The sequence below is a fragment of the Gordonia jinghuaiqii genome (genome assembly GCF_014041935.1).
In the GTDB taxonomy this organism is placed as follows: Bacteria; Actinomycetota; Actinomycetes; order Mycobacteriales; family Mycobacteriaceae; genus Gordonia; species Gordonia jinghuaiqii.
Map to the genome: position 1 here is coordinate 791871 of NZ_CP059491.1, position 18725 is coordinate 810595.

The 18725-nt window shown below is 67.9% G+C and carries 18 protein-coding genes; 11 read left to right on the forward strand and 7 right to left on the reverse strand.

What is annotated here, in order from left to right; all coding sequences use genetic code 11:
• Positions 1-31 precede the first annotated feature (31 nt).
• Both H1R19_RS03490 and H1R19_RS03495 read right to left on the reverse strand, forming a co-directional pair.
• Positions 32-874: a hypothetical protein gene (locus H1R19_RS03490; protein WP_219850577.1), complete on the reverse strand. Its 843-nt coding sequence runs from the start codon at positions 872-874 to the stop codon at positions 32-34.
• Between the two features lie 23 nt (positions 875-897).
• Positions 898-1896, reverse strand: a complete 999-nt coding sequence (locus tag H1R19_RS03495) for a DNA adenine methylase (protein WP_188329446.1) — start codon at positions 1894-1896, stop codon at positions 898-900.
• A 223-nt stretch (positions 1897-2119) separates the two neighbouring features.
• Here H1R19_RS03495 and H1R19_RS03500 point away from each other — a divergent pair, with 223 nt between their 5' ends.
• Positions 2120-2545: an HIT family protein gene (locus tag H1R19_RS03500; RefSeq protein WP_188329447.1), complete on the forward strand. Its 426-nt coding sequence runs from the start codon at positions 2120-2122 to the stop codon at positions 2543-2545.
• 12 nt (positions 2546-2557) lie between these two features.
• Here the strand turns inward: H1R19_RS03500 and H1R19_RS03505 are convergent, their stop codons facing one another.
• Positions 2558-4660, reverse strand: a complete 2103-nt coding sequence (locus tag H1R19_RS03505) for a RecQ family ATP-dependent DNA helicase (RefSeq protein WP_219850578.1) — start codon at positions 4658-4660, stop codon at positions 2558-2560.
• Between the two features lie 183 nt (positions 4661-4843).
• Here H1R19_RS03505 and purD point away from each other — a divergent pair, with 183 nt between their 5' ends.
• Entirely contained in the window at positions 4844-6097 is a 1254-nt protein-coding gene (gene purD / locus H1R19_RS03510) for a phosphoribosylamine--glycine ligase (protein ID WP_188329449.1), read from the forward strand.
• Positions 6098-6206: 109 nt separating this feature from the next.
• Here the strand turns inward: purD and H1R19_RS03515 are convergent, their stop codons facing one another.
• A complete protein-coding gene (locus tag H1R19_RS03515) occupies positions 6207-7151 on the reverse strand; it encodes an alpha/beta hydrolase (RefSeq protein ID WP_188329450.1) in 945 nt (314 codons plus the stop codon).
• A gap of 322 nt (positions 7152-7473) precedes the next feature.
• Between H1R19_RS03515 and H1R19_RS03520 the strand changes: the two genes are divergently transcribed.
• The 3 genes from H1R19_RS03520 to purB all read left to right on the forward strand — a co-directional run bounded on the left by H1R19_RS03520 (position 7474) and on the right by purB (position 10093).
• Positions 7474-8067: a TetR/AcrR family transcriptional regulator gene (locus H1R19_RS03520; RefSeq protein WP_188329724.1), complete on the forward strand. Its 594-nt coding sequence runs from the start codon at positions 7474-7476 to the stop codon at positions 8065-8067.
• A gap of 134 nt (positions 8068-8201) precedes the next feature.
• Entirely contained in the window at positions 8202-8591 is a 390-nt protein-coding gene (locus tag H1R19_RS03525; protein ID WP_219850579.1) for a hypothetical protein, read from the forward strand.
• Between the two features lie 74 nt (positions 8592-8665).
• The gene (gene purB / locus H1R19_RS03530; protein ID WP_219850580.1) at positions 8666-10093 is read left to right on the forward strand and encodes an adenylosuccinate lyase; all 1428 of its coding nucleotides are present in this window, start codon (positions 8666-8668) and stop codon (positions 10091-10093) included.
• A 118-nt stretch (positions 10094-10211) separates the two neighbouring features.
• On the opposite strand, the gene H1R19_RS03535 is transcribed toward purB, so the two are convergent.
• Positions 10212-10499 (reverse strand): Rdx family protein, encoded by a 288-nt coding sequence (locus tag H1R19_RS03535; RefSeq protein WP_219850581.1) that lies wholly within the window; start codon positions 10497-10499, stop codon positions 10212-10214.
• A 61-nt stretch (positions 10500-10560) separates the two neighbouring features.
• Between H1R19_RS03535 and H1R19_RS03540 the strand changes: the two genes are divergently transcribed.
• On the forward strand, positions 10561-11460 hold the full coding sequence (locus tag H1R19_RS03540) for a phosphoribosylaminoimidazolesuccinocarboxamide synthase (RefSeq protein WP_219850582.1): 900 nt from the start codon (positions 10561-10563) through the stop codon (positions 11458-11460).
• 11 nt (positions 11461-11471) lie between these two features.
• Positions 11472-13616, forward strand: coding sequence for a S9 family peptidase (locus H1R19_RS03545; protein ID WP_219851510.1), 2145 nt, complete (start codon positions 11472-11474; stop codon positions 13614-13616).
• Positions 13617-13673: 57 nt separating this feature from the next.
• Here the strand turns inward: H1R19_RS03545 and H1R19_RS03550 are convergent, their stop codons facing one another.
• Positions 13674-15221, reverse strand: coding sequence for a DHA2 family efflux MFS transporter permease subunit (locus tag H1R19_RS03550; protein WP_219850583.1), 1548 nt, complete (start codon positions 15219-15221; stop codon positions 13674-13676).
• A gap of 58 nt (positions 15222-15279) precedes the next feature.
• Positions 15280-15789: a MarR family winged helix-turn-helix transcriptional regulator gene (locus tag H1R19_RS03555; protein WP_188329456.1), complete on the reverse strand. Its 510-nt coding sequence runs from the start codon at positions 15787-15789 to the stop codon at positions 15280-15282.
• Positions 15790-15916: 127 nt separating this feature from the next.
• Here H1R19_RS03555 and H1R19_RS03560 point away from each other — a divergent pair, with 127 nt between their 5' ends.
• From H1R19_RS03560 to H1R19_RS03575, 4 genes are all read left to right on the forward strand, one after another.
• A complete protein-coding gene (locus H1R19_RS03560; RefSeq protein WP_188329457.1) occupies positions 15917-16399 on the forward strand; it encodes a glutathione peroxidase in 483 nt (160 codons plus the stop codon).
• A gap of 63 nt (positions 16400-16462) precedes the next feature.
• Positions 16463-16702 carry a phosphoribosylformylglycinamidine synthase subunit PurS gene (purS, locus tag H1R19_RS03565; RefSeq protein ID WP_188329458.1) on the forward strand — a complete coding sequence of 80 codons (240 nt, stop codon included), beginning with the start codon at positions 16463-16465 and terminating at the stop codon, positions 16700-16702.
• Positions 16703-16709: 7 nt separating this feature from the next.
• Complete coding sequence (gene purQ / locus H1R19_RS03570; protein ID WP_188329459.1) at positions 16710-17390, forward strand: phosphoribosylformylglycinamidine synthase subunit PurQ; 681 nt, start codon at positions 16710-16712, stop codon at positions 17388-17390.
• A gap of 14 nt (positions 17391-17404) precedes the next feature.
• Entirely contained in the window at positions 17405-18712 is a 1308-nt protein-coding gene (locus H1R19_RS03575; RefSeq protein WP_219850584.1) for a M18 family aminopeptidase, read from the forward strand.
• Positions 18713-18725 lie beyond the last annotated feature (13 nt).

The following is an 18725-nucleotide window of genomic DNA, read 5'->3' on the forward strand; positions in this document are numbered from 1 at the left end:
ACCGGTGACCTGGCGCACCCGCCACCAGGTGTCAGTCGATGAGCCGCCGCAACTTCGCGAACTCGGTGACATCCGCGCGGAAACGGTCCAGACCGACGAGTGTGTACATGCCGTCGATCTGGCGCGTGACCCAGAGTTGGTGGATGCGGCGAAGGTCGGCCTGGCGTGATTTCCAGCCGATCCCGTCGATGACCGCGAGTACGAGCTGGGTGGGGAGTCGGACCTCGGCCATTTCCTCGATCTCACGCACCGCGTCGGTGAGCTTGGACCCGGTCGAATCGAAACCTTTTGCCGCGACGACGATGTCGGCGGTTCCCGGATCGCCGACGATCAGGTCGGCGGGTGCGGTGCGGCCGTTGCGGCCGACGAAGCGTGAGCGCGTGACGTAGTCGAGTCCGATGTCGCGCGCGATGTCCTCGATCTCGTCCTCGATGCGGCGGCCCGACGCCCCCGCCCGCGTCGCGGTGGCCCGGGTCCCGGCGCGCGCCACCAGGATGTCGGCGAAGGTGAAGGTTCGGCTCAGCTGGGTGCGCAGCATCCGGACGAGGTCGAATTCGGTGTCGAGCCAGGTCACCAGCTCGACGGGCTGAGTGCGCGCCAGGCTCTGCCAGCCGCTGGTGTCGAATCTGTCGCGAAGTGCGTTCTTCAGCTTCTCCTGGGACAGTCCGACCGCGAGGCCGAGGACCGGGACGTCGGCGGGGTTGTCGCGGACCCAGGCGGCCAGGCCGGTGATGTCGGTGTCGAGGAGTCCGCCGAGGCGGGCGGTGGCCTCGACGATGCGTTCTGCCTCCGGCGTCGACGCTGTCGGGTCGACGTGAGAGGACAACCGTCCCAACGACTTCAGGTAATCGTCGAAGTCAACTGCGGTGCTCATGTGTCTGTCGTGTCCCGCCCGTGTCAGTCCCGGCCGATGAACAGGAACTCGCTGACGTCGCGGCGGGTGGCGGCGGCGTGCGTGCCGAAGCTGTACTTGTGGTCGATCGCGATCACCTCGACCGACGGCTTCACCTTGCCGAGCAGATCGACGATGCGGTCCTTGCCGGGCAACGCATTCGACGAGTACGACAGCACGATGGCCCCCGCATCCTCGAAGTGCTCGAACGTCCGCAGCAATGCGTCCTCGATGGTCCGCTTGTAGGCGAACGGGGTGAACCGTTTGGGCAGTTTCTTGGTCTTGGTGTTCTCCATGATGGTCATCCCGCGCCAGTAGGCGGACAGCCCCTCGAGGAAGTGGTAGCGCTTGATGTAGTCGTTGTCGTCCGTGGGTGGTGCGTACGGAGGATCGAGGTAGACGAGGTCGGGAGGCGCCGCCCACGGGATCTCGAGATCGAAGATGTCGCCCTGCGTGCTGCGGCTGTTGCGGGTATTGCTGAAGACCGTCGAGTTGTAGTCCGCGGCGGCCCGTAGCCGGAAGTGGTCGCGCAACGACATGGTCAGATCCCGGCGGCCGTCGGCGTAGCGGGTGGAGTCGGTGAACGTGAACACCCCGCGCGGCTGTTTGCGCGCCGCGGACAGCACCAGCGCCGAGATCGCGAGGTCGCGGCGGTAGCCGCGCAGCGCGTCGATGTGCGACCACGCCGAATCGAGGAATTCGCGGTCCTCGGCGGTGAAGTACAGGCCGTCGAAGGTGCGCGCGATGTAGTCGCGGTCGTCGGCGGGCGGGCCGCAGATCTCTTCGATGAGGTCGGGTTCGAGCCGGACACTGGAATTGGCCACCGACGCACGGGTGATGATGTGCGGGAAGTTCAGGAAGTCGTTGCTGAGGACCTCGAAGCCCTGGGCCTTCAGCAGGTACGACACGACCCCCGAGCCGGAGAACGCATCGACCGCGGTGGACCCGCCGATGTCGGCGAAGGTGCGTTCGAGGTGGGGGAGGAGGCGGTACTTGGACCCCATGTACCGCAGCCGCGGAAAGCGCTGTGCGCGGGCGAGGACGTCGCTGGATCCGACAGCGGGTCGAACGCTGCGTCCCGGTCGGGATGATTCTGGCCCACTCACACCGAAAAGAGTCTCATGGACCCCCGACAGCTCTCGGGACAACACGGCCGGCTCCTGCGCCGACACCGCGCGGGTGTGCGGCATCACTCTGTGGAAGGGGTCAACATCTAGACTCGGGCGCATGGCATCGGTCTTCAGCATGATCATCAACGGCGACATCCCCGGTCGGTTCGTCTGGAAGGACGGGTCGGCCGTCGCCTTCCTGACCATCGAGCCGGTCACCCCCGGCCACGTGCTGGTGGTGCCGCGCGCTGAGGTCGACCACTGGGAGCAGATGGACAGCGCGGCGTTCGGGCACCTGACGTCGGTGGCACAGAACATCGGCCGCGCGGTCAAGGACGCCTTCGACGCGCCGCGCATGGGCCTGCTCATCGCCGGACTCGAGGTGCCTCATGTGCACCTGCACGTCTTCCCGGCACTGTCGATGGAGACCTTCGACCTCGCCAACGCGAACAAGAACGCCGGTCCCGAGGAGCTCGACGCCGCGGCCGAGAAGATCCGCGGCAGCCTGCGGTCGCTGGGCTACGGCGAGTACGTCGCGGACTGACCTCTCGTCACCTCACACCGTCCGGTGGATGAGCAGCGGCAGAACGGCGTTCGCGCCCGCTTCGCGTAGTGCCGCGGCGGCGAGCGTGATCGGCCAGCCGGAACCGTTGGCGTCGACGACCAGCATGACGTTTCGGCCGGCGACCTCGGGCGGGTCACCGAGGTGGTCACGCCAGTAGGCCGCCTCGACCGCACCCGGCGCGTCGGTCGGCGGATCGCCCAGATGGACCGGGAAGACCCCGCCCTCGCGTTTTCCGACGGCGCGCAGATGCTCGGCGAGCGTTTCGGCCAGGGTGGTGCCGGTCAGGCGCAGCGACACGATGAGGTCGGCGCGTACACCCGTCTCGCGCACCCAGGCCGACAGCGTGGCCACCGCGGCGTCGCCGAGCTCGGCCAGCGCGCGCTCGTCACCGTTGCGGGCCGAGGCCAGCACCTCCACCCATTCGGGGGCGTCGGCGTGGGCGAGGACCCGACCGGGTGCGGCGAGTAGGTCAGCCGGGATCCTGCCGCGACGGCCGAAGTCACCGCCCGGCCACATCTTGCGGGGCTCCAGGGTCTGCGCCGTGCGTCGAAGTGTCGACGTCACGGTGCGCACGATCTCGTCGTCGACGGTGTCGGTGAGCCCTTCGCTCAGCGTGCCTCGGCAGACCGAGCAGCGTCCGCAGTCCTGGGCTTCGGGGTCGTCGAGCGACTCGGTGAGCAGCCGCATCAGGCATGTGCGTCCCGCGATGTAGGCACGCATGATGTCGGCCTCGCGGCGACGGACGGCCAGGACGCCGTCGTAGTGTTCCGCGTCGTAGGTCCAGGGGGTGCCGGTGGCGACCCAGCCGTCGGGGGTGCGATCGGTGACACCGTCGACGGCGAGCTGCTTGAGCATCAGCTCGATCCGGCTGCGGCGGAACCGTGTTGCGGCTTCGAGTTGGATGACCGATTGGGGTTCGCCTGCCGCGTCGAGGGCGGCCAGCAGATCTCGCATCTTGTCCGGGTCGGGGATGGTGGCGGTGGCGAAGTGGTCCCAGATGCGGTCGTCGGTCCGCGAGGCCAGCAGCATCACGACGGCGTCGTCGAGCGCGCGGCCGGCACGACCGACCTGCTGGTAGTAGGAGACCGGTGACGGCGGCGACCCCACATGCACGACGAAGCCGAGGTCGGGTTTGTCGTAGCCCATGCCCAGCGCCGACGTCGCGACCAGCGCCTTGACCTCGTTGCGCAGCAACGCATCCTCGAGCTCGTGTCGGCGGTCGGCGTCGAGCGCTCCGGTGTAGGACGCGACCGGGATCGTGTCGCCGTGCACCGCGCGGATGGCCTCGACGAGACGGTCGGCGTCGGCGACGGTCAGCACGTAGACGATGCCCGATCCCGGGAGCCGGGGCAGTGACTGGGCCACCCAGCCGTACCGCTGCACCGGCGACAGGCCGTCGAGAACGTTGAGGTGCAATGACTTTCGAGCGAGTGGCCCGCGGAGGACGAGGGTGGGTCCGCCGTTCGAGCCGGCATCGAGCTGTGCGGCGACGTCGTCGGTGACCCGGGCGTTGGCGGTCGCGGTGGTGGCCAGGACCGGCGTGGTGGGGTTGACCGTGCGCAGCACATCGGCGACGCGGCGGTAGTCGGGCCGGAAATCATGACCCCAGTCGGAGACGGCGTGTGCCTCGTCGATGACCAGCAGGCCGAGGTTGCCCGCGAGGGCGTCGAGCACTCGGCGACCGAAACCGGGGTTGGCCAGCCGCTCCGGCGACACGAGCAGGACGTCGAGCTCGCCGGACCGCAACTGCGCCTCGATGGTCGACCACTCGTCGACGTTCGACGAGTTGAGGGTGGCCGCGGCGAGTCCGCCGCGCGCCGCGGCCGCGACCTGGTCTCTCATCAGCGACAGCAACGGCGACACGATCAGCGTCGGGCCGCCGCCGGCGGCACGGATGATGGCCGTCGCCGACCAGTAGACCGCCGACTTGCCCCACCCCGTCGCCTGCACCACGAGCACGCGTGCCCCGGCGTCGCCGGCCAGGGCGGTCACCGCCCGGAGCTGATCCTCACGCAGCTCGGCACCCTCACCGGCCAGGCTGGTGATGACGCGGTTGGCGGCGGTCAGCTGGTCCGGGGCGAGGGTCGAGGCCATGCGCCCCAATCTAGTGGCCGCCGCCGACACGGCCGCCGGGGTGACCCTGGACGACCTGACCCAGCCGACGAACCGGGGCACTGCTCACCGGGGTGCCGGTGGGGCATACCCGCTGCTGATCGCGTCCGGTCCGGCCCGGACCGTCTGCGGAAAGGCGTGCGCCGACGGTTTAGAGTCATGGGCGTGCGCGTACTGGTGATCGGCTCGGGCGGCCGCGAACATGCCCTTCTCATCGGCCTCAAGAACGATCCGACGGTCACCGACCTACATGTCGCCCCCGGCAACGCGGGGACCTCGACGATTGCCACCAACCACGCCGTCGACGTCGTGTCCGGCGAGGCCGTGGTGGCGCTGGCGCGCAGGCTCGAGGCCGATCTCGTCGTCATCGGCCCCGAGGTTCCGCTGGTCCTCGGTGTCGCCGACGCGCTGCGCGAGGCGGGTGTCGCGACCTTCGGTCCGAGTGCGGCGGCCGCGCAGATCGAGGGGTCGAAGGCGTTCGCCAAGGATGTGATGGCAGCCGCGGGTGTGAAGACCGCGCATGCCGAGATGGTCGACAGCCCCGCCCGCCTCGATGCCGCACTCGACCGCTTCGGCCCCACCTGGGTGGTCAAGGACGACGGCCTCGCCGCAGGCAAGGGCGTCGTCGTCACCACCGATCGCGACGCCGCACGCGTCCACGCCGCCGAATGCCTGGAGAGCGGGCATCCGGTGCTGCTGGAGAGCTTCCTCGAGGGCCCCGAGGTGTCGCTGTTCTGTCTCGTCGACGGTGAGACGGTCGTGCCGCTGCTGCCCGCGCAGGACCACAAGCGGGTGGGTGACAACGACGCCGGCCCCAACACCGGTGGCATGGGTGCCTACACCCCGCTGCCGTGGTTGCCCGCCGAGATGACCGCGAGGATCGTCGACGAGGTCTGCAAACCTGTTGCCGCCGAGATGGTTCGACGAGGAACCCCGTTCTCCGGGCTGCTGTACGCAGGTCTGGCGATCGGCGCGGACGGCCCGGCCGTCGTCGAATTCAACTGCCGCTTCGGTGATCCCGAGACGCAGGCGGTGCTCGCGTTGCTCAAATCTCCTCTCGGGCAGGCGCTCTACGCCACCGCCACCGGCACTCTCGCCGACCTGCCGCCTCTCGAATGGCGCGACGGTGCGGCAGTTGTTGTCGTCGTCGCCGCCGAGTACTACCCGGCCAAGCCGCGCACCGGCGACGTCATCACCGGCGCCGACGCCGACGGCGTGCTGCATGCCGGAACCGCCCGCAACGCCGACGGAGCCGTGGTTTCCGCGGGTGGCCGGGTGCTCTCCGTCGTCGGTACCGGAGCCGACCTCGCCGAGGCGCGGGCGCAGGCGTACGCGCGCATCGAGAAGATCAAGCTCCCCGGCTCGCACTTCCGCACCGACATCGGCCGCAACGCCCTCGAGGGCCGGATCACCATCTGAGGCCGGCCCGGAAGCGCTCACGTATTCCGTTCCCGCTCACCAGAGTTCGGTGAGCGGGAACGGAATGGGTGAGCGGGAAGATCCGCGAGTGGAACTCTCGGACGGCGTATCAGACCGCGAGGTTGCGGCCCAGGAACTCGATCTGCTCGGGCAGCACGCTGCGCCAGTAGCGGTTGGTGTGACCGCCCGCGGCGGTCCCGAAGGCGGCGGGCGGGCGAAGGCCCGCGGCCCACTGGCGGGTGTAGGTGTAGAACTGGTCGCTCGAACCGATGTTGATCAGCAGCGGGATCTTCGCGAACGAGGGCTGCGCCCCGAACAGCGAGTTGGCCTGATAGTCGGCGAGGTCGTCGAAGGCGCGCGGCGGGAAGTTCCGCGGATCGGCCCACATCGCGGGTGAGCTCACCGCGACCGCGGCCACGCGCGGGGCGCCGAGCATCGATGCCAGGCGAAGCGCACCGTATCCGCCCATCGACCAGCCGAACAGGCCGATGCGGTCGGTGGACAGATTCAGATCGGCGTTGCCGGCCAGCATCGGCAGGAACTCGTCCAGAATCATCGCGCCGCCGTCGGTGCCGTCGGCGCGGCGGTGATAGTAGTTGCGGCCGACGTCGGCTGCCGCGAGCGCGAACGGCGCATTCCCGGCGTCCACGTACTCCTGCATCACCGTCTGCATCTCGAGCTTCGGCGCGAAGATCGTCTTCTCGTTGGTGTTCAGGGCGTGCAGCACGACGACGACCGGCAACTTGCCGGTCACCCCGGTGGGGCGGGCGACGGCCCAGCGCGTGTCCCGCCCACCCATCCGGGCGGACTTGAAGCTGCCGGTGACCAGTGGCGGACCGCCGGTGACCGGCGGCGGCGACGCCTCGACGGGGAGCTCGTCGTCGGCGGCGCGACCTTCGAGGTTCCGTGGTGCCACCGACGTCGGCGGCACCGAGTCCGAGCAGGCCGCGACGGTCAGCGCGGCTGCACCCAGGCCTGCCGCGAGCACAGCGCGACGGCCGACCCGCGGTAGATCGCGGTCGGTTGCATCGGAGGGAAAACGCATACTGCTCATCGACTCAACAGGGTAGTGGCCGACCCCCTCCCCGCCGCAACGTCAGATCTGCAGACGCGCCGCGTCCTGAGAGATCTGTCTCACTCTTGATCCCACCGGGAGGTTCGTCCAGACGACAGTCCTGCTGACCCGGCCGTGATGACGGTGCACGTCGACCGGGGGCGCGGCCGCGCCGAGCTCGTGTCCGATCCGACCGACGTCGTCCCCCGCGAGACGCCCGCCCCAGGTCACGCGTGCTTATACGGGAATCCGACTGGGCGTGTATTGCTTTGGTCAAAAGCAACCCGGTGGTACGGATCACTTTGGCAGCATGAACAGAATGATGACGTCGGCGGCGACACCGAAGGGTGCGCGACGGCGGTCTCTGTTGATAGAGGCTGCCGGCGAGCTGCTGCTCGAAGGCGGCTTCGACGCCGTACGTCATCGCGCGGTGGCCGAGCGCGCGCAGCTCCCGCTGGCCTCGACGACCTACTATTTCGGCTCGCTCGACGACCTGATGGCCGAGGCCGCCGCCAGCCTGTGCGGGCACGACGAAGCCGAGGTCGGCGCGCGCTGCAACGCGCTCCCGCGTCGGCGACGCGGCCGGAGCGCGACCGCGAGCGCGCTCGCCGAAGTCTTCGTCGGACCCGACACGACGATCCAGCAACTGTCGGCGCGCTACGAGATGATCGCGCTCTCGGCGCGCTACCCGCAGCTGCGCGAGGTGGTGGGAGCGCGCTGGCAGTCACTCGCACTGCGCCACCTCGACGTCCTGGACAGGTCCCACCGGATCGCCGACCCGGTCCACATCGCTCAGCTGATCTGTATCGAAGACGGTGCCATCGTCGGTGCCCTCGGGAAGAACGCGGTGCACCCGGTGGACGCCGTGCGCGAGGCCCTCCTCGAGGTCGTCGACGTGCTGGCCCCCAAGGAGTGACTGCGCCGAACCTCCCGCGCCGATGACGGGTCGATGACACGATGGGACGTCAGGTCAAGGGTTCGGGGGAAGGGGATCGGATGTCGGTGGGGCAATCGCACGGCGGGGAACGTCCACGCAGGTCTGGTCGGTCGATGGTGATTTCCGGACTCGCGGCGATGGTCATGGCCGTGCTGATGGGCGCTGCGACCCTCGCCTCGCCGTCGGCTCATGCGGCGCCCGCCGGTCGGGTCGACGCGTCGGTGCCGCTGTCCTCGGCCGTGTACGGCACCGGCTGCACCTATCCGCTCACGGTTGCGGTGAACTCCTCCGGCTGGGTGGAGTTCTACGAGGTGAAGGCAGGTCTTCCGCCGCGCTTCGTCGGCCGTGACCTGCCGTCGGGCGCCTTGGCGTCGACGACGTGGGTGCCGCGCCGGATCGGCGACAAATACCTGTATGCGGTGCAGAACGGGAAGGTCTCCGCGCCCACCCTGGTGCGCGTCCGGCAGGGATACGGTTCCAACGGGGCCTGCCTGGCGTTCTGACCCGCGCCGGGTCTCCGCCGCCGGGCATCGGACGAGGTTTCGGTATCCGATCGGCGTCGACCTACACTGAGCGGGTGTCGAAGCCCGCCATTGCCAACGTCCTGGCCAGCCGCTATGCCTCCGCCGACCTCGCCGAGTTGTGGTCGGCGAGCACCAAGATCGAACTCGAACGGCGGCTGTGGATCGCAGTCCTCAAAGCCCAGCGCGATCTCGGAATCGACGTCCCTGAGGATGCGATCGCCGACTACGAGCGGGTCGTCGACCAGGTCGACCTCGCCTCCATCGCCGAGCGTGAGCGCGTCACCCGCCACGACGTGAAGGCCCGCATCGAGGAGTTCAACGCGCTCGCCGGGCACGAGCAGATCCACAAGGGCATGACCAGCCGCGACCTGACCGAGAACGTGGAGCAGTTGCAGGTCCTGCGTTCGCTGGAGCATGTGCACGCCCACGGCGTCGCGGTGCTGGCGCGGATCGTCTCCCGTGCCGCCGACTATTCGTCGATCGTCATGGCCGGCCGCAGCCACAACGTCGCCGCGCAGGCCACCACCTTAGGCAAGCGTTTCGCCTCGGCCGCCGACGAGCTGATGATCGCGCTGACCCGGCTGCGCGAGCTCATCGACCGCTACCCGCTCCGTGGCATCAAGGGGCCGATGGGTACCTCGCAGGACATGCTCGACCTCCTCGGCGGAGATGCGGTCAAGCTCGCCGACCTCGAGTCACGTGTCGCCGACCATCTCGGTTTCGCCCGTTCGTTCACCTCGGTCGGCCAGATCTACCCGCGATCGCTGGACCACGACGTCGTGTCCGCCCTCGTCCAGCTCGCCGCCGCGCCGTCGTCGTTGGCGCACACCATCCGCCTGATGGCCGGCCACGAACTGGTGACCGAGGGTTTCCAGCCCGGCCAGGTCGGCAGCTCGGCGATGCCGCACAAGATGAACACCCGAAGCTGTGAACGTGTGAACGGTCTCGCGGTGGTGCTTCGTGGCTACGGTTCCATGGTCGCCGAACTCGCCGGCGCACAGTGGAACGAGGGCGACGTGTTCTGCTCGGTCGTCCGACGCGTCGCGCTGCCGGACGCATTCTTCGCGATCGACGGCCTGATGGAGACCTTCCTGACCGTCCTCGCCGAATTCGGTGCCTACCCGGCGGTCATCGCCAACGAACTCGACCGCTACCTGCCGTTCCTGGCCACGACGAAGGTGCTGATGGCGGCGGTCCGTGCGGGTGTCGGTCGCGAGACCGCCCACGAGGCGATCAAGGAGAACGCCGTCGCCGTGGCCCTGGCCATGCGCGAGGAGGGCCGCGAACCCGACCTGCTCGACCGCCTCGCCGCCGACGACCGTATCCCGCTCGACCGGGCACAGCTCGACGAGCTCCTCGCCGACAAGTCGGTGTTCGTCGGCGCCGCCGAGCAGCAGGTCGCCGATGTGATCGCGGCCGCGGAGAAGATCATCGGCCAGTATCCGGAGGCAGCGGCCTACACGCCGGCACCGATCCTGTAGCGGCTGGTTTCGATACGGCTCGTCGCAGGCTCCTCGCCTACTCAACCAGCGTGGGGGCGGGTGCATCTCCGCTGGCCGAGTAGCGTCGGCCGAGTAGCGAGGACGCCGCGTATCGAGGTCACTCAGGTGTCGTGGCGTCCGCGTGCCCCAGGTTCCAGTCGGGTAGCGCGACGTCGCGGACCAGCCTCTTGAGTTCGGGGGCGCCGGGGAAACCGCCGTCGCGCTTGCGTTCCCAGATCTGGGTGCCGTCGACGTCGATGTGGAAGACCCCGCCGGTGCCGGGGACCAGTGTCACCGAGCCGATCTCGGTGCCGAAGGTGTTCAGCAGCTCCGACGCCATCCACGACGCCCGCAGCAACCAGTTGCACTGCGTGCAGTAGGTGATGGTGATGTGGGGTGCGGTCATCGGTCAAGAATGTCAGAGCCTGCCGTCCCCCGTCGCCCGCCGAACCTCTAGGGTCGAGTCCATGCGTCCTGAACTGCAGTCCTACCGACATCTGGCGTCGGGGAAGGTCCGCGAGATCTACGAGATCGACGCCGACACCCTCCTGTTGGTGGCGACGGATCGGATCTCCGCCTACGACCACATCCTGACCCCCGCGATCCCCGACAAGGGACGCATCCTGACGGCGATGAGCTTCTTCTGGTTCGACGAGCTCGGCGTTCCCAACCACCTCGCCGGCGGCCCCACCGACGCACGTATCCCGGCCGAGGTGGTCGGCCGGTCGATGGTCGTGCGGCGCCTGCCGATGGTTCAGGTCGAATGCGTCGCCCGCGGTTATCTGACCGGGTCGGGGCTGCTGGACTATCAGGCGACCGGCGCGGTGTGCGGCGTCGAACTCCCGGCGGGACTGTCCGAGGCGAGCAAGCTGCCCGAGCCCATCTTCACCCCGGCCACCAAGGCCGAGCAGGGTGAGCACGACGAGAACATCAGCTTCGAGCGGGTGGTGGAGACCGAGGGCGCCGAGCTCGCCGAGGCGTTGCGTTCGGCGACTCTCGACATCTACGCACGCGGCGCGGCGGTGGCGGCAGAACGCGGGATCATCCTCGCCGACACCAAGTTCGAGTTCGGCCGCGGAGTCGATGGAGAGCTGGTGCTCGCCGACGAGGTGCTGACCCCGGACTCGTCGCGGTACTGGGACGCCGCCGCCTACGAACCTGGCAAGGTACAGCCCAGTTTCGACAAGCAGATCGTCCGGAACTGGCTCACCGGTCCCGAATCCGGGTGGGACCGGGCGTCGGATGTCGCCCCGCCGTCACTGCCCGACGACGTCGTCACGCGTACCCGACAGCGCTACATCGACGCGTACGAATGGATTTCGCAGAAGTCCTTTGCCGACTGGCCCGATGCGGAGGTTCGACCGTGAACGACGAGCAGATGCCCGTGACCCCCCAGACCGTGACCCCGCCGGTGGCCAAAAAGGTGCCCACCGAACGCACCCATCACGGCGACACCTTCGTCGACGACTATGAATGGTTGCGCGACAAGAACGATCCCGACGTGATCGCCTACCTCGAGGCGCAGAACGCCTTCACCGAGTCGCACACCGAACAGCTGGCCGACCTGCGCAAGCAGATCTTCGACGAGATCAAGAGCCGCACCAAGGAAACCGACATGTCGGTGCCCAACCGGCGCGGCAAGTACTGGTACTACGGGCGCACCCACGAGGGCAAGCAGTACGCGACGTCCTGCCGGTGCCCCATCCGCTCCGACGACGACTGGACCCCACCGGAGGTCGGCGACGATGCGTTACCGGGGGAGGAGATCCTGCTCGACGCCAATGTGGAGGCGGAGGGGCACGACTTCTTCAGCCTGGGCGCACTGACCGTCAGCGACGACGGAAACTGGCTCGCCTACAGCACCGACCTCGTCGGCGACGAGCGATACACGTTGCGCATCAAGGACCTTCGCACGGGCGACGTCCTCGCCGAGGAGGTCGCCGACACCTCGGGCAGCGCGGTGTGGTCGTCCGACGCCCGACATGTCTTCTACTCGACGGTCGACGCCGCGTGGCGTCCGGACACCGTGTGGCGCCACGACATCGGCGCCGGGACCGACGACGTCAAGGTCTTCCACGAGCCCGACGAACGGTTCTGGGTCGGCATGGGGACCACCCGCAGCGACAAGTACCTCGTGATCGGTGTCGGATCGAAGATCACCTCGGAGAGCTACCTGCTCGCCGCCGACGATCCGACCGGTGAATTCCGGAGTGTCGCACCACGGGTCGACGGTGTGGAGTACAGCGTCGAACATGCGGTCATCGGTGGCGAGGACTACCTCGTCATCGTGCACAACGAGGTCCGCGACGGGGTGAAGGCGGAGAACTTCGCCATCGATCTCGCCCCGGTCGACGACCCGACCGCCCGCACGGAGCTCATCGCGCACGACCCGCAACGTCGTGTCGAGGACCTCGATGCCTTCGCCGACTACCTGGTGCTGTCATATCGGCGAGATGCCTTGCCGCGCCTGGCCATCGCCGACCTCCGTCAGATCGACGGCCTCCCGGTCGAGTCGGACTTCCGCGAGGTTGCCTTCACCCAGGAGCTCAGCTCGGCGGGCCTCGCGGCCAACCCGGAGTGGAGTGCGCCGAAGCTGCGGATCGGTTACGGCAGCTTCATCGAACCGGCCGAGTTGTTCGAACTCGACGTCGCCACCGGTGAACGCACGCTGCTCAAGCGTCAGCCCGTGCTCGGCGGCTACGACCCGGCCGATTACGTCCAGTCCCGCGAATGGGCGACCGCCGACGACGGCACCCGGATCCCGCTGTCGGTGGTGCGGCGCAAGGAGACCGACGCCGCCAAGCCTGCTCCGCTCCTGCTGTACGGGTACGGCTCCTACGAGGCCAGCATCGACCCGTACTTCTCGGTGGCGCGGCTGTCGATGCTCGACCGCGGCATGGTCTTCGTCCTCGCCCACATCCGTGGCGGTGGCGAGATGGGCCGGTACTGGTACGAGAACGGTAAAGAACTCAGCAAGAAGAACACCTTCACCGACTTCGTCGCCGCCGGCCGGTATCTCGTCGAATCAGGGTGGACCACACCGCAGCAGATGGTCGCCGAAGGTGGTTCGGCGGGCGGCCTCCTGGTGGGTGCGGTCGCCAACCTCGCGCCGGAGCTGTTCAACGGCATCCTGGCGTCGGTGCCGTTCGTGGATGCGCTGAACTCGATCCTCGATCCGTCGCTGCCGCTCACGGTGATCGAGTGGGACGAGTGGGGCGATCCGCTCCACGACCCGAAGGTCTACGAGTACATGAAGACCTACACGCCCTATGAGAACGTCGAGGCGAAACCGTACCCGCCGATCCTGGCGCTCACCTCGCTCAACGACACCCGCGTGCTGTACACCGAGGCCGCCAAATGGGTTGCCCGGCTGCAGGAGAAGTCGACGTCGGACAATCCGATCCTGCTGAAGACGGAGATGACGGCAGGCCACGGCGGAGTCAGCGGCCGGTACAAGCAGTGGGAAGAGGTCGCCTTCGAGATCGCGTGGATCCTGCAGCAGTCGGGCGCGCTCGAGAGCTGAGTACACCGAAAAAGCCCCACCGACTCGAGGGTCGGTGGGGCTTGTTCGTCGAACCGGTCAGTGCATCATGATCGGACCGCGGTCCGCGTCCTCTTCGGTGAGCGCCGGGGCGATCCTCTTGCGCGGCAGGAAGAACGCCGGAATGAGCGTGAGCACGATCAGGACCACCGAGATGGTGAAGGTGCTGGAGAACACGTCCGCGGCGGTCTCGAAGAACGACTCCGGCAGGGGATCCGGGACACCCTCGGGCAGCGGGCCGTCGGAGGTGTTGGCCATGATCGCGAGGCCGGCCTGCGGGTGGCTGGCCAGGCTGCTGGCCAGGATCACCGAGATCACGGCGGTGCCGATCGAGGTGGCCGACTGCTGGATCACGTTGAGCAGCGTCGAACCGTCGGGCACCTGTTTGTTGTTCAGGGTGGCCAGCGCCGACGACATGATCGGCATCATCGTCATGCCCATGCCGAGGCCCTGGACGAACAGCGAGCCGCAGATGAGCCAGTAGGAGGTGTCGGCGCCGAGGAACATGAACGTGCCCAGCCCGAGCACGATCAGGACGATGCCGGCCAGTACGAACTTGCCCGGTCCCATCTTGTCGGTGAGACGCCCGGCGATCGGCATGGTCAGCATGGCGCCGAGGCCCTGCGGTGCCAGCAGCAGGCCTGCCATCAGGGTCGACTCGCCCCGCACGCCGATGAAGTACTGCGGGAACAGCAGTGCCGCGCCGAAGAAGGCGATCATGAACAGCACCATGGTCATCACCGAGATGCTCAGGGTGCGGTTCTTGAACAGGCGCAGATCGAGCAGCGGGTTCTTCTTACGCAGTGCGTGGAAGACGAACGCCACGATGAGGATCGCGCCGATGATCGCGGGGATCAGCACCGTGCCCGACATGAAGGTACGGTGCTCGGCGCTCGAGGAGATGCCGAACAGGAACAGCGCCAGACCCGGGGACAGCAGGAGCAGACCCACGACGTCGATCGAGGAACGGGTGGGCACCGCGTCGTCGCGCAGGACGATCCAGGAGAAGATCAGTGCGCCGATACCGATGGGGACGTTGATCAGGAAGATCCAGTGCCAGCTCAGCTGCTCGATGAGGACGCCGCCGAGGATGGGACCCGAGATCGGACCGAGGAGCATCGGGATGCCGAGAACCGCCATGACCGAACCCACGCGCTCGGGGCCCGCGGCCTTGGTCAGCATCATCATGCCGATCGGCATCAGCATTCCGCCGCCGAGACCCTGGATCACGCGGAACGCGACCAACATGCCGATGTTCGGGGCCAGCGCACACAGCACGGAACCGAGGGTGAACAGGACCAGCGAGACCAGATACACCTTTTTGGTGCCGAAACGCGAGGCCGCCCAGCTGGACAGCGGGATCACCGCGGCGAGCGCGAGCGTGTAACCCGTCGCGGTCCATGCGGCGCCGGCGGCGTCGGTGTTGAACTCCTGCTGGAAGGTGTTCTGTGCGACGGCGACGACGGTGACGTCGAGGATCGACATGATCGCGCCGAGCACGACCACACCGGCGATCATCAGGACACGTTTGTCCAGCTTGGTGTCTGGTGGGCCCTCGTGCAGGTGGCCCCCGGTGGAGGATGTCATGGGAGTGCTTCCTATCGGTCGGACGTAGAACTGTGCGGCTGCGGGCGATTCGGTGTGGTCATGGCGCCCGGTGGCCGGATTCTGCGGGTGCTCGGAAGTAGTCGACCTCGTCGTCGACGATGGGGCTCAACGCCGCCCGGAGGTTGTCTCTGAGTTCGGCGGGGAGGGCGCTGACGAACCGGCGAACGGGTTCCTGGGCCACGGCGAAGTGGCTTTCCAGGAAGCTCTGGCCCTCGGCGGTGAGGGAGATCCGTTTGACCCGACGATCGGCCGGGTCCTCGCGTCGATCGACCAGGCCGCTGCTGACCAGTTTGTCGACGGTGCGCCCCGCGGCCGCGAACGACAGTTGAACCCGGTCGGCGAGCGCGTTGACGGGCATGGGGCCGGAATGGCAGCCCAGCGCGCAGAGTGTGCGGAACTGCGAGAAGGTGAGATCGGTGGCCGCCAGGCTCTCCATGGTCTCGGGCCGGCTGACGTCGGTCAGCTTGTCCAGGAACGCGATGAGAGCCGACGATGCGGCACTCACCGGATCGTCGGCGCCGAAAGCGCAGGTGGAATTCCGAGACACCCGAAAATGCTAACGCGGATGCAACTATTGCAATAATGCAAGTGATGTGACATCGCACATATCCAACGGCTCGGGTGATCCCCGTCTCAGTGATCCGTTTCCGGCGACGGCGGCTAGCCTTGCGTTCATGGGCAACATCAAGAACATCCCGGTCACCTCCCTCGACGGCTCCGACGTCTCGTTGAGCGATTTCAGCGGTCCGCTGCTGGTCGTCAACGTCGCCAGCAAATGCGGTCTGACCCCGCAGTACGCCGGACTCGAGGAGCTCGCGAAGACCTACGGCGACAAGGGGCTCACGGTCGTGGGCGTCCCGTGCAACCAGTTCATGGGTCAGGAGCCCGGCACGGCGGAGGAGATCGCGACCTTCTGCTCGACCACCTACGGCGTCACCTTCCCGCTGCTGGAGAAGACCGATGTCAACGGCGACGACCGGCATCCGCTCTACGCCGAGCTGACCCGGCACGCCGACGCCGACGGCGAGGCCGGCGACATCCAGTGGAACTTCGAGAAGTTTCTCGTCGACGCCGACGGACAGGTCGTCAACCGGTTCCGCCCCCGCACCGAGCCCACCGATCCCACGGTGATCGCCGCCATCGAATCCGTGCTCTGAGTGCATCTGCGCACCCGGTAAGGTGACCAGCGAGTACTGACAGCAACATTGAGGAGCCGTGCCATGGCGCGAGTGGTGGTCGACGTGATGCCCAAAGCCGAGATTCTCGATCCGCAGGGGCAGGCCATCGTCGGCGCCCTGGGCCGACTCGGTTTCAGCGGCATCGGCGACGTCCGTCAGGGCAAGCGATTCGAACTCGAGGTCGACGACTCGGTCGACGACGCCACCCTCGAGCGCATCGCCGAAGAGCTCCTGACCAACACGGTCATCGAGAACTTCAACGTGTCCCGAGTCGCGGAGTAGCGCCGCGATGACAGCACGCATCGGGGTCATCACCTTCCCCGGAACCCTGGACGACGTGGACGCCGCCCGTGCGGTCAGGCTGGCGGGCGCCGAGCCCGTCGCCCTGTGGCACGGCGACGCCGACCTCAAAGGGGTCGACGCGATCATCGTGCCGGGCGGTTTCTCCTACGGTGACTACCTGCGCGCCGGAGCCATCGCCCGCTTCGCGCCGGTCATGGGTTCGGTCGTCGAGGCCGCGGGCAAGGGCATGCCGGTCCTCGGCATCTGCAACGGTTTTCAGGTGTTGTGTGAGGCCGGACTGCTGCCCGGTGCCCTGACCCGTAACGAGGGGCTGCATTTCATCTGTCGCGACGAGTGGCTGCGGGTGGAGTCCAACACCACCGCGTGGACCACCCGATTCGAGCGGAACGCCGAGATCCTCATCCCGCTCAAGTCCGGCGAGGGGCGCTACGTGGCGTCGCAGCGCAAGCTCGAGGAGCTCGAGGGCGAGGGGCAGATCGTGTTCCGGTTCCCCGAGCGCAACCCCAACGGGTCGGCACTCGACATCGCGGGCATCTCCAGTCCTGACGGGCGGATCGTCGGGCTCATGCCCCACCCTGAACACGCCACCGAGGCGCTCACCGGTCCCAGCGATGACGGTCTCGGTCTGTTCTACTCGGTGATCGACTCGGTACTCGCCTCGGCGTGAGCGGCTCCGGGTCCATGGCATCGTCACCGCGCACCCCGTCTCCGAAGCTGCCGACCAGCGCAACCGCTTTCGGGCTGGGAGAGTTCGTCGACGCCTCGCCGTCGCCGTTCCATGTCTGTGCAACCGTGGCCCGTGAGCTCGAGACCGCCGGTTACACACGGCTTTTCGAGGACAGGGAATGGTCGTCGACCGAGCTGAGTGCACCGGCGGCGCGTCACTACGTCATCCGGGGCGGCTCCATCATCGCCTGGCAGGCCGGTGAGGCCGGGGCGTTCCGCATCGTCGGTGGGCACACCGACAGCCCCAACCTGCGGGTCAAACAGCATCCGGACCGGTCCTCGGCGGGGGTGGCGATGGTCGCGCTCGAACCCTACGGCGGCGCATGGCTGAACTCATGGCTCGACCGCGATCTGGGCCTGTCCGGTCGCCTCGCATATCGATCGGCAGAGGGCGTGGCGCACACGCTGGTTCACGTGACCGAGCCGGTGCTGCGGGTGCCGCAACTCGCGATTCATCTGTCGGAGGACCGCAAGGGCGTCACGCTCGACCCGCAACGCCACGTGGATGGGATCTGGGGTCTCGGCGACGCCGTCCCCGATGTCCTGCGCTGGGTGTCGGAGTATGCGGGCATCGATCCCGACGCTCTTCTCGGGTGGGAGCTGATGACCCACGACGCCGCGCCGTCGGCGATCGTCGGTGCCGGCGAGAACCTGCTCAGCGCACCGCGTCTGGACAATCAGGGCACCTGCTACGCCGGGCTGCGCGCACTGCTGGACGGGTCGTCGACGACACATACCCGGATGCTCGTGCTGTTCGACCACGAAGAGGTCGGCAGCGGGTCCGAGCGTGGGGCTGCATCGGACTTTCTGGCCTCGATCTGTGAGCGGATCGTGTTGGCACGCGGCGGTTCTCGCGCCGACTTCCTGCAGGCGATGGCGGCGAGTGTGTGCTTGTCGGGCGACATGGCCCACGCCACCCATCCGAACTATCCCGAACGGCACGAGCCCGGTCACCGCATCACGATCGGCGGCGGACCGGTGCTCAAGGTGAACCAGAACCTGCGCTATGCGTCAGATGCGTTGGGCGAGGCCATCTTCGCGCTCGCCTGTGACACCGCCGGGGTGCCCATGCAGCGGTACGTGCATCGGGCCGATCTGCCGTGCGGATCGACCATCGGGCCGATCACCGCGTCCCGTACCGGGTTGACGACGATCGACGTCGGTGCGCCCCAGCTCGCCATGCATTCGGCGCGCGAACTGATGGGCGTCGCCGATGTGCCCATGTATTCCGCTGCGCTGCAGGCGTTTCTGTCTCAGGACTGACCGGCGTTCAGGC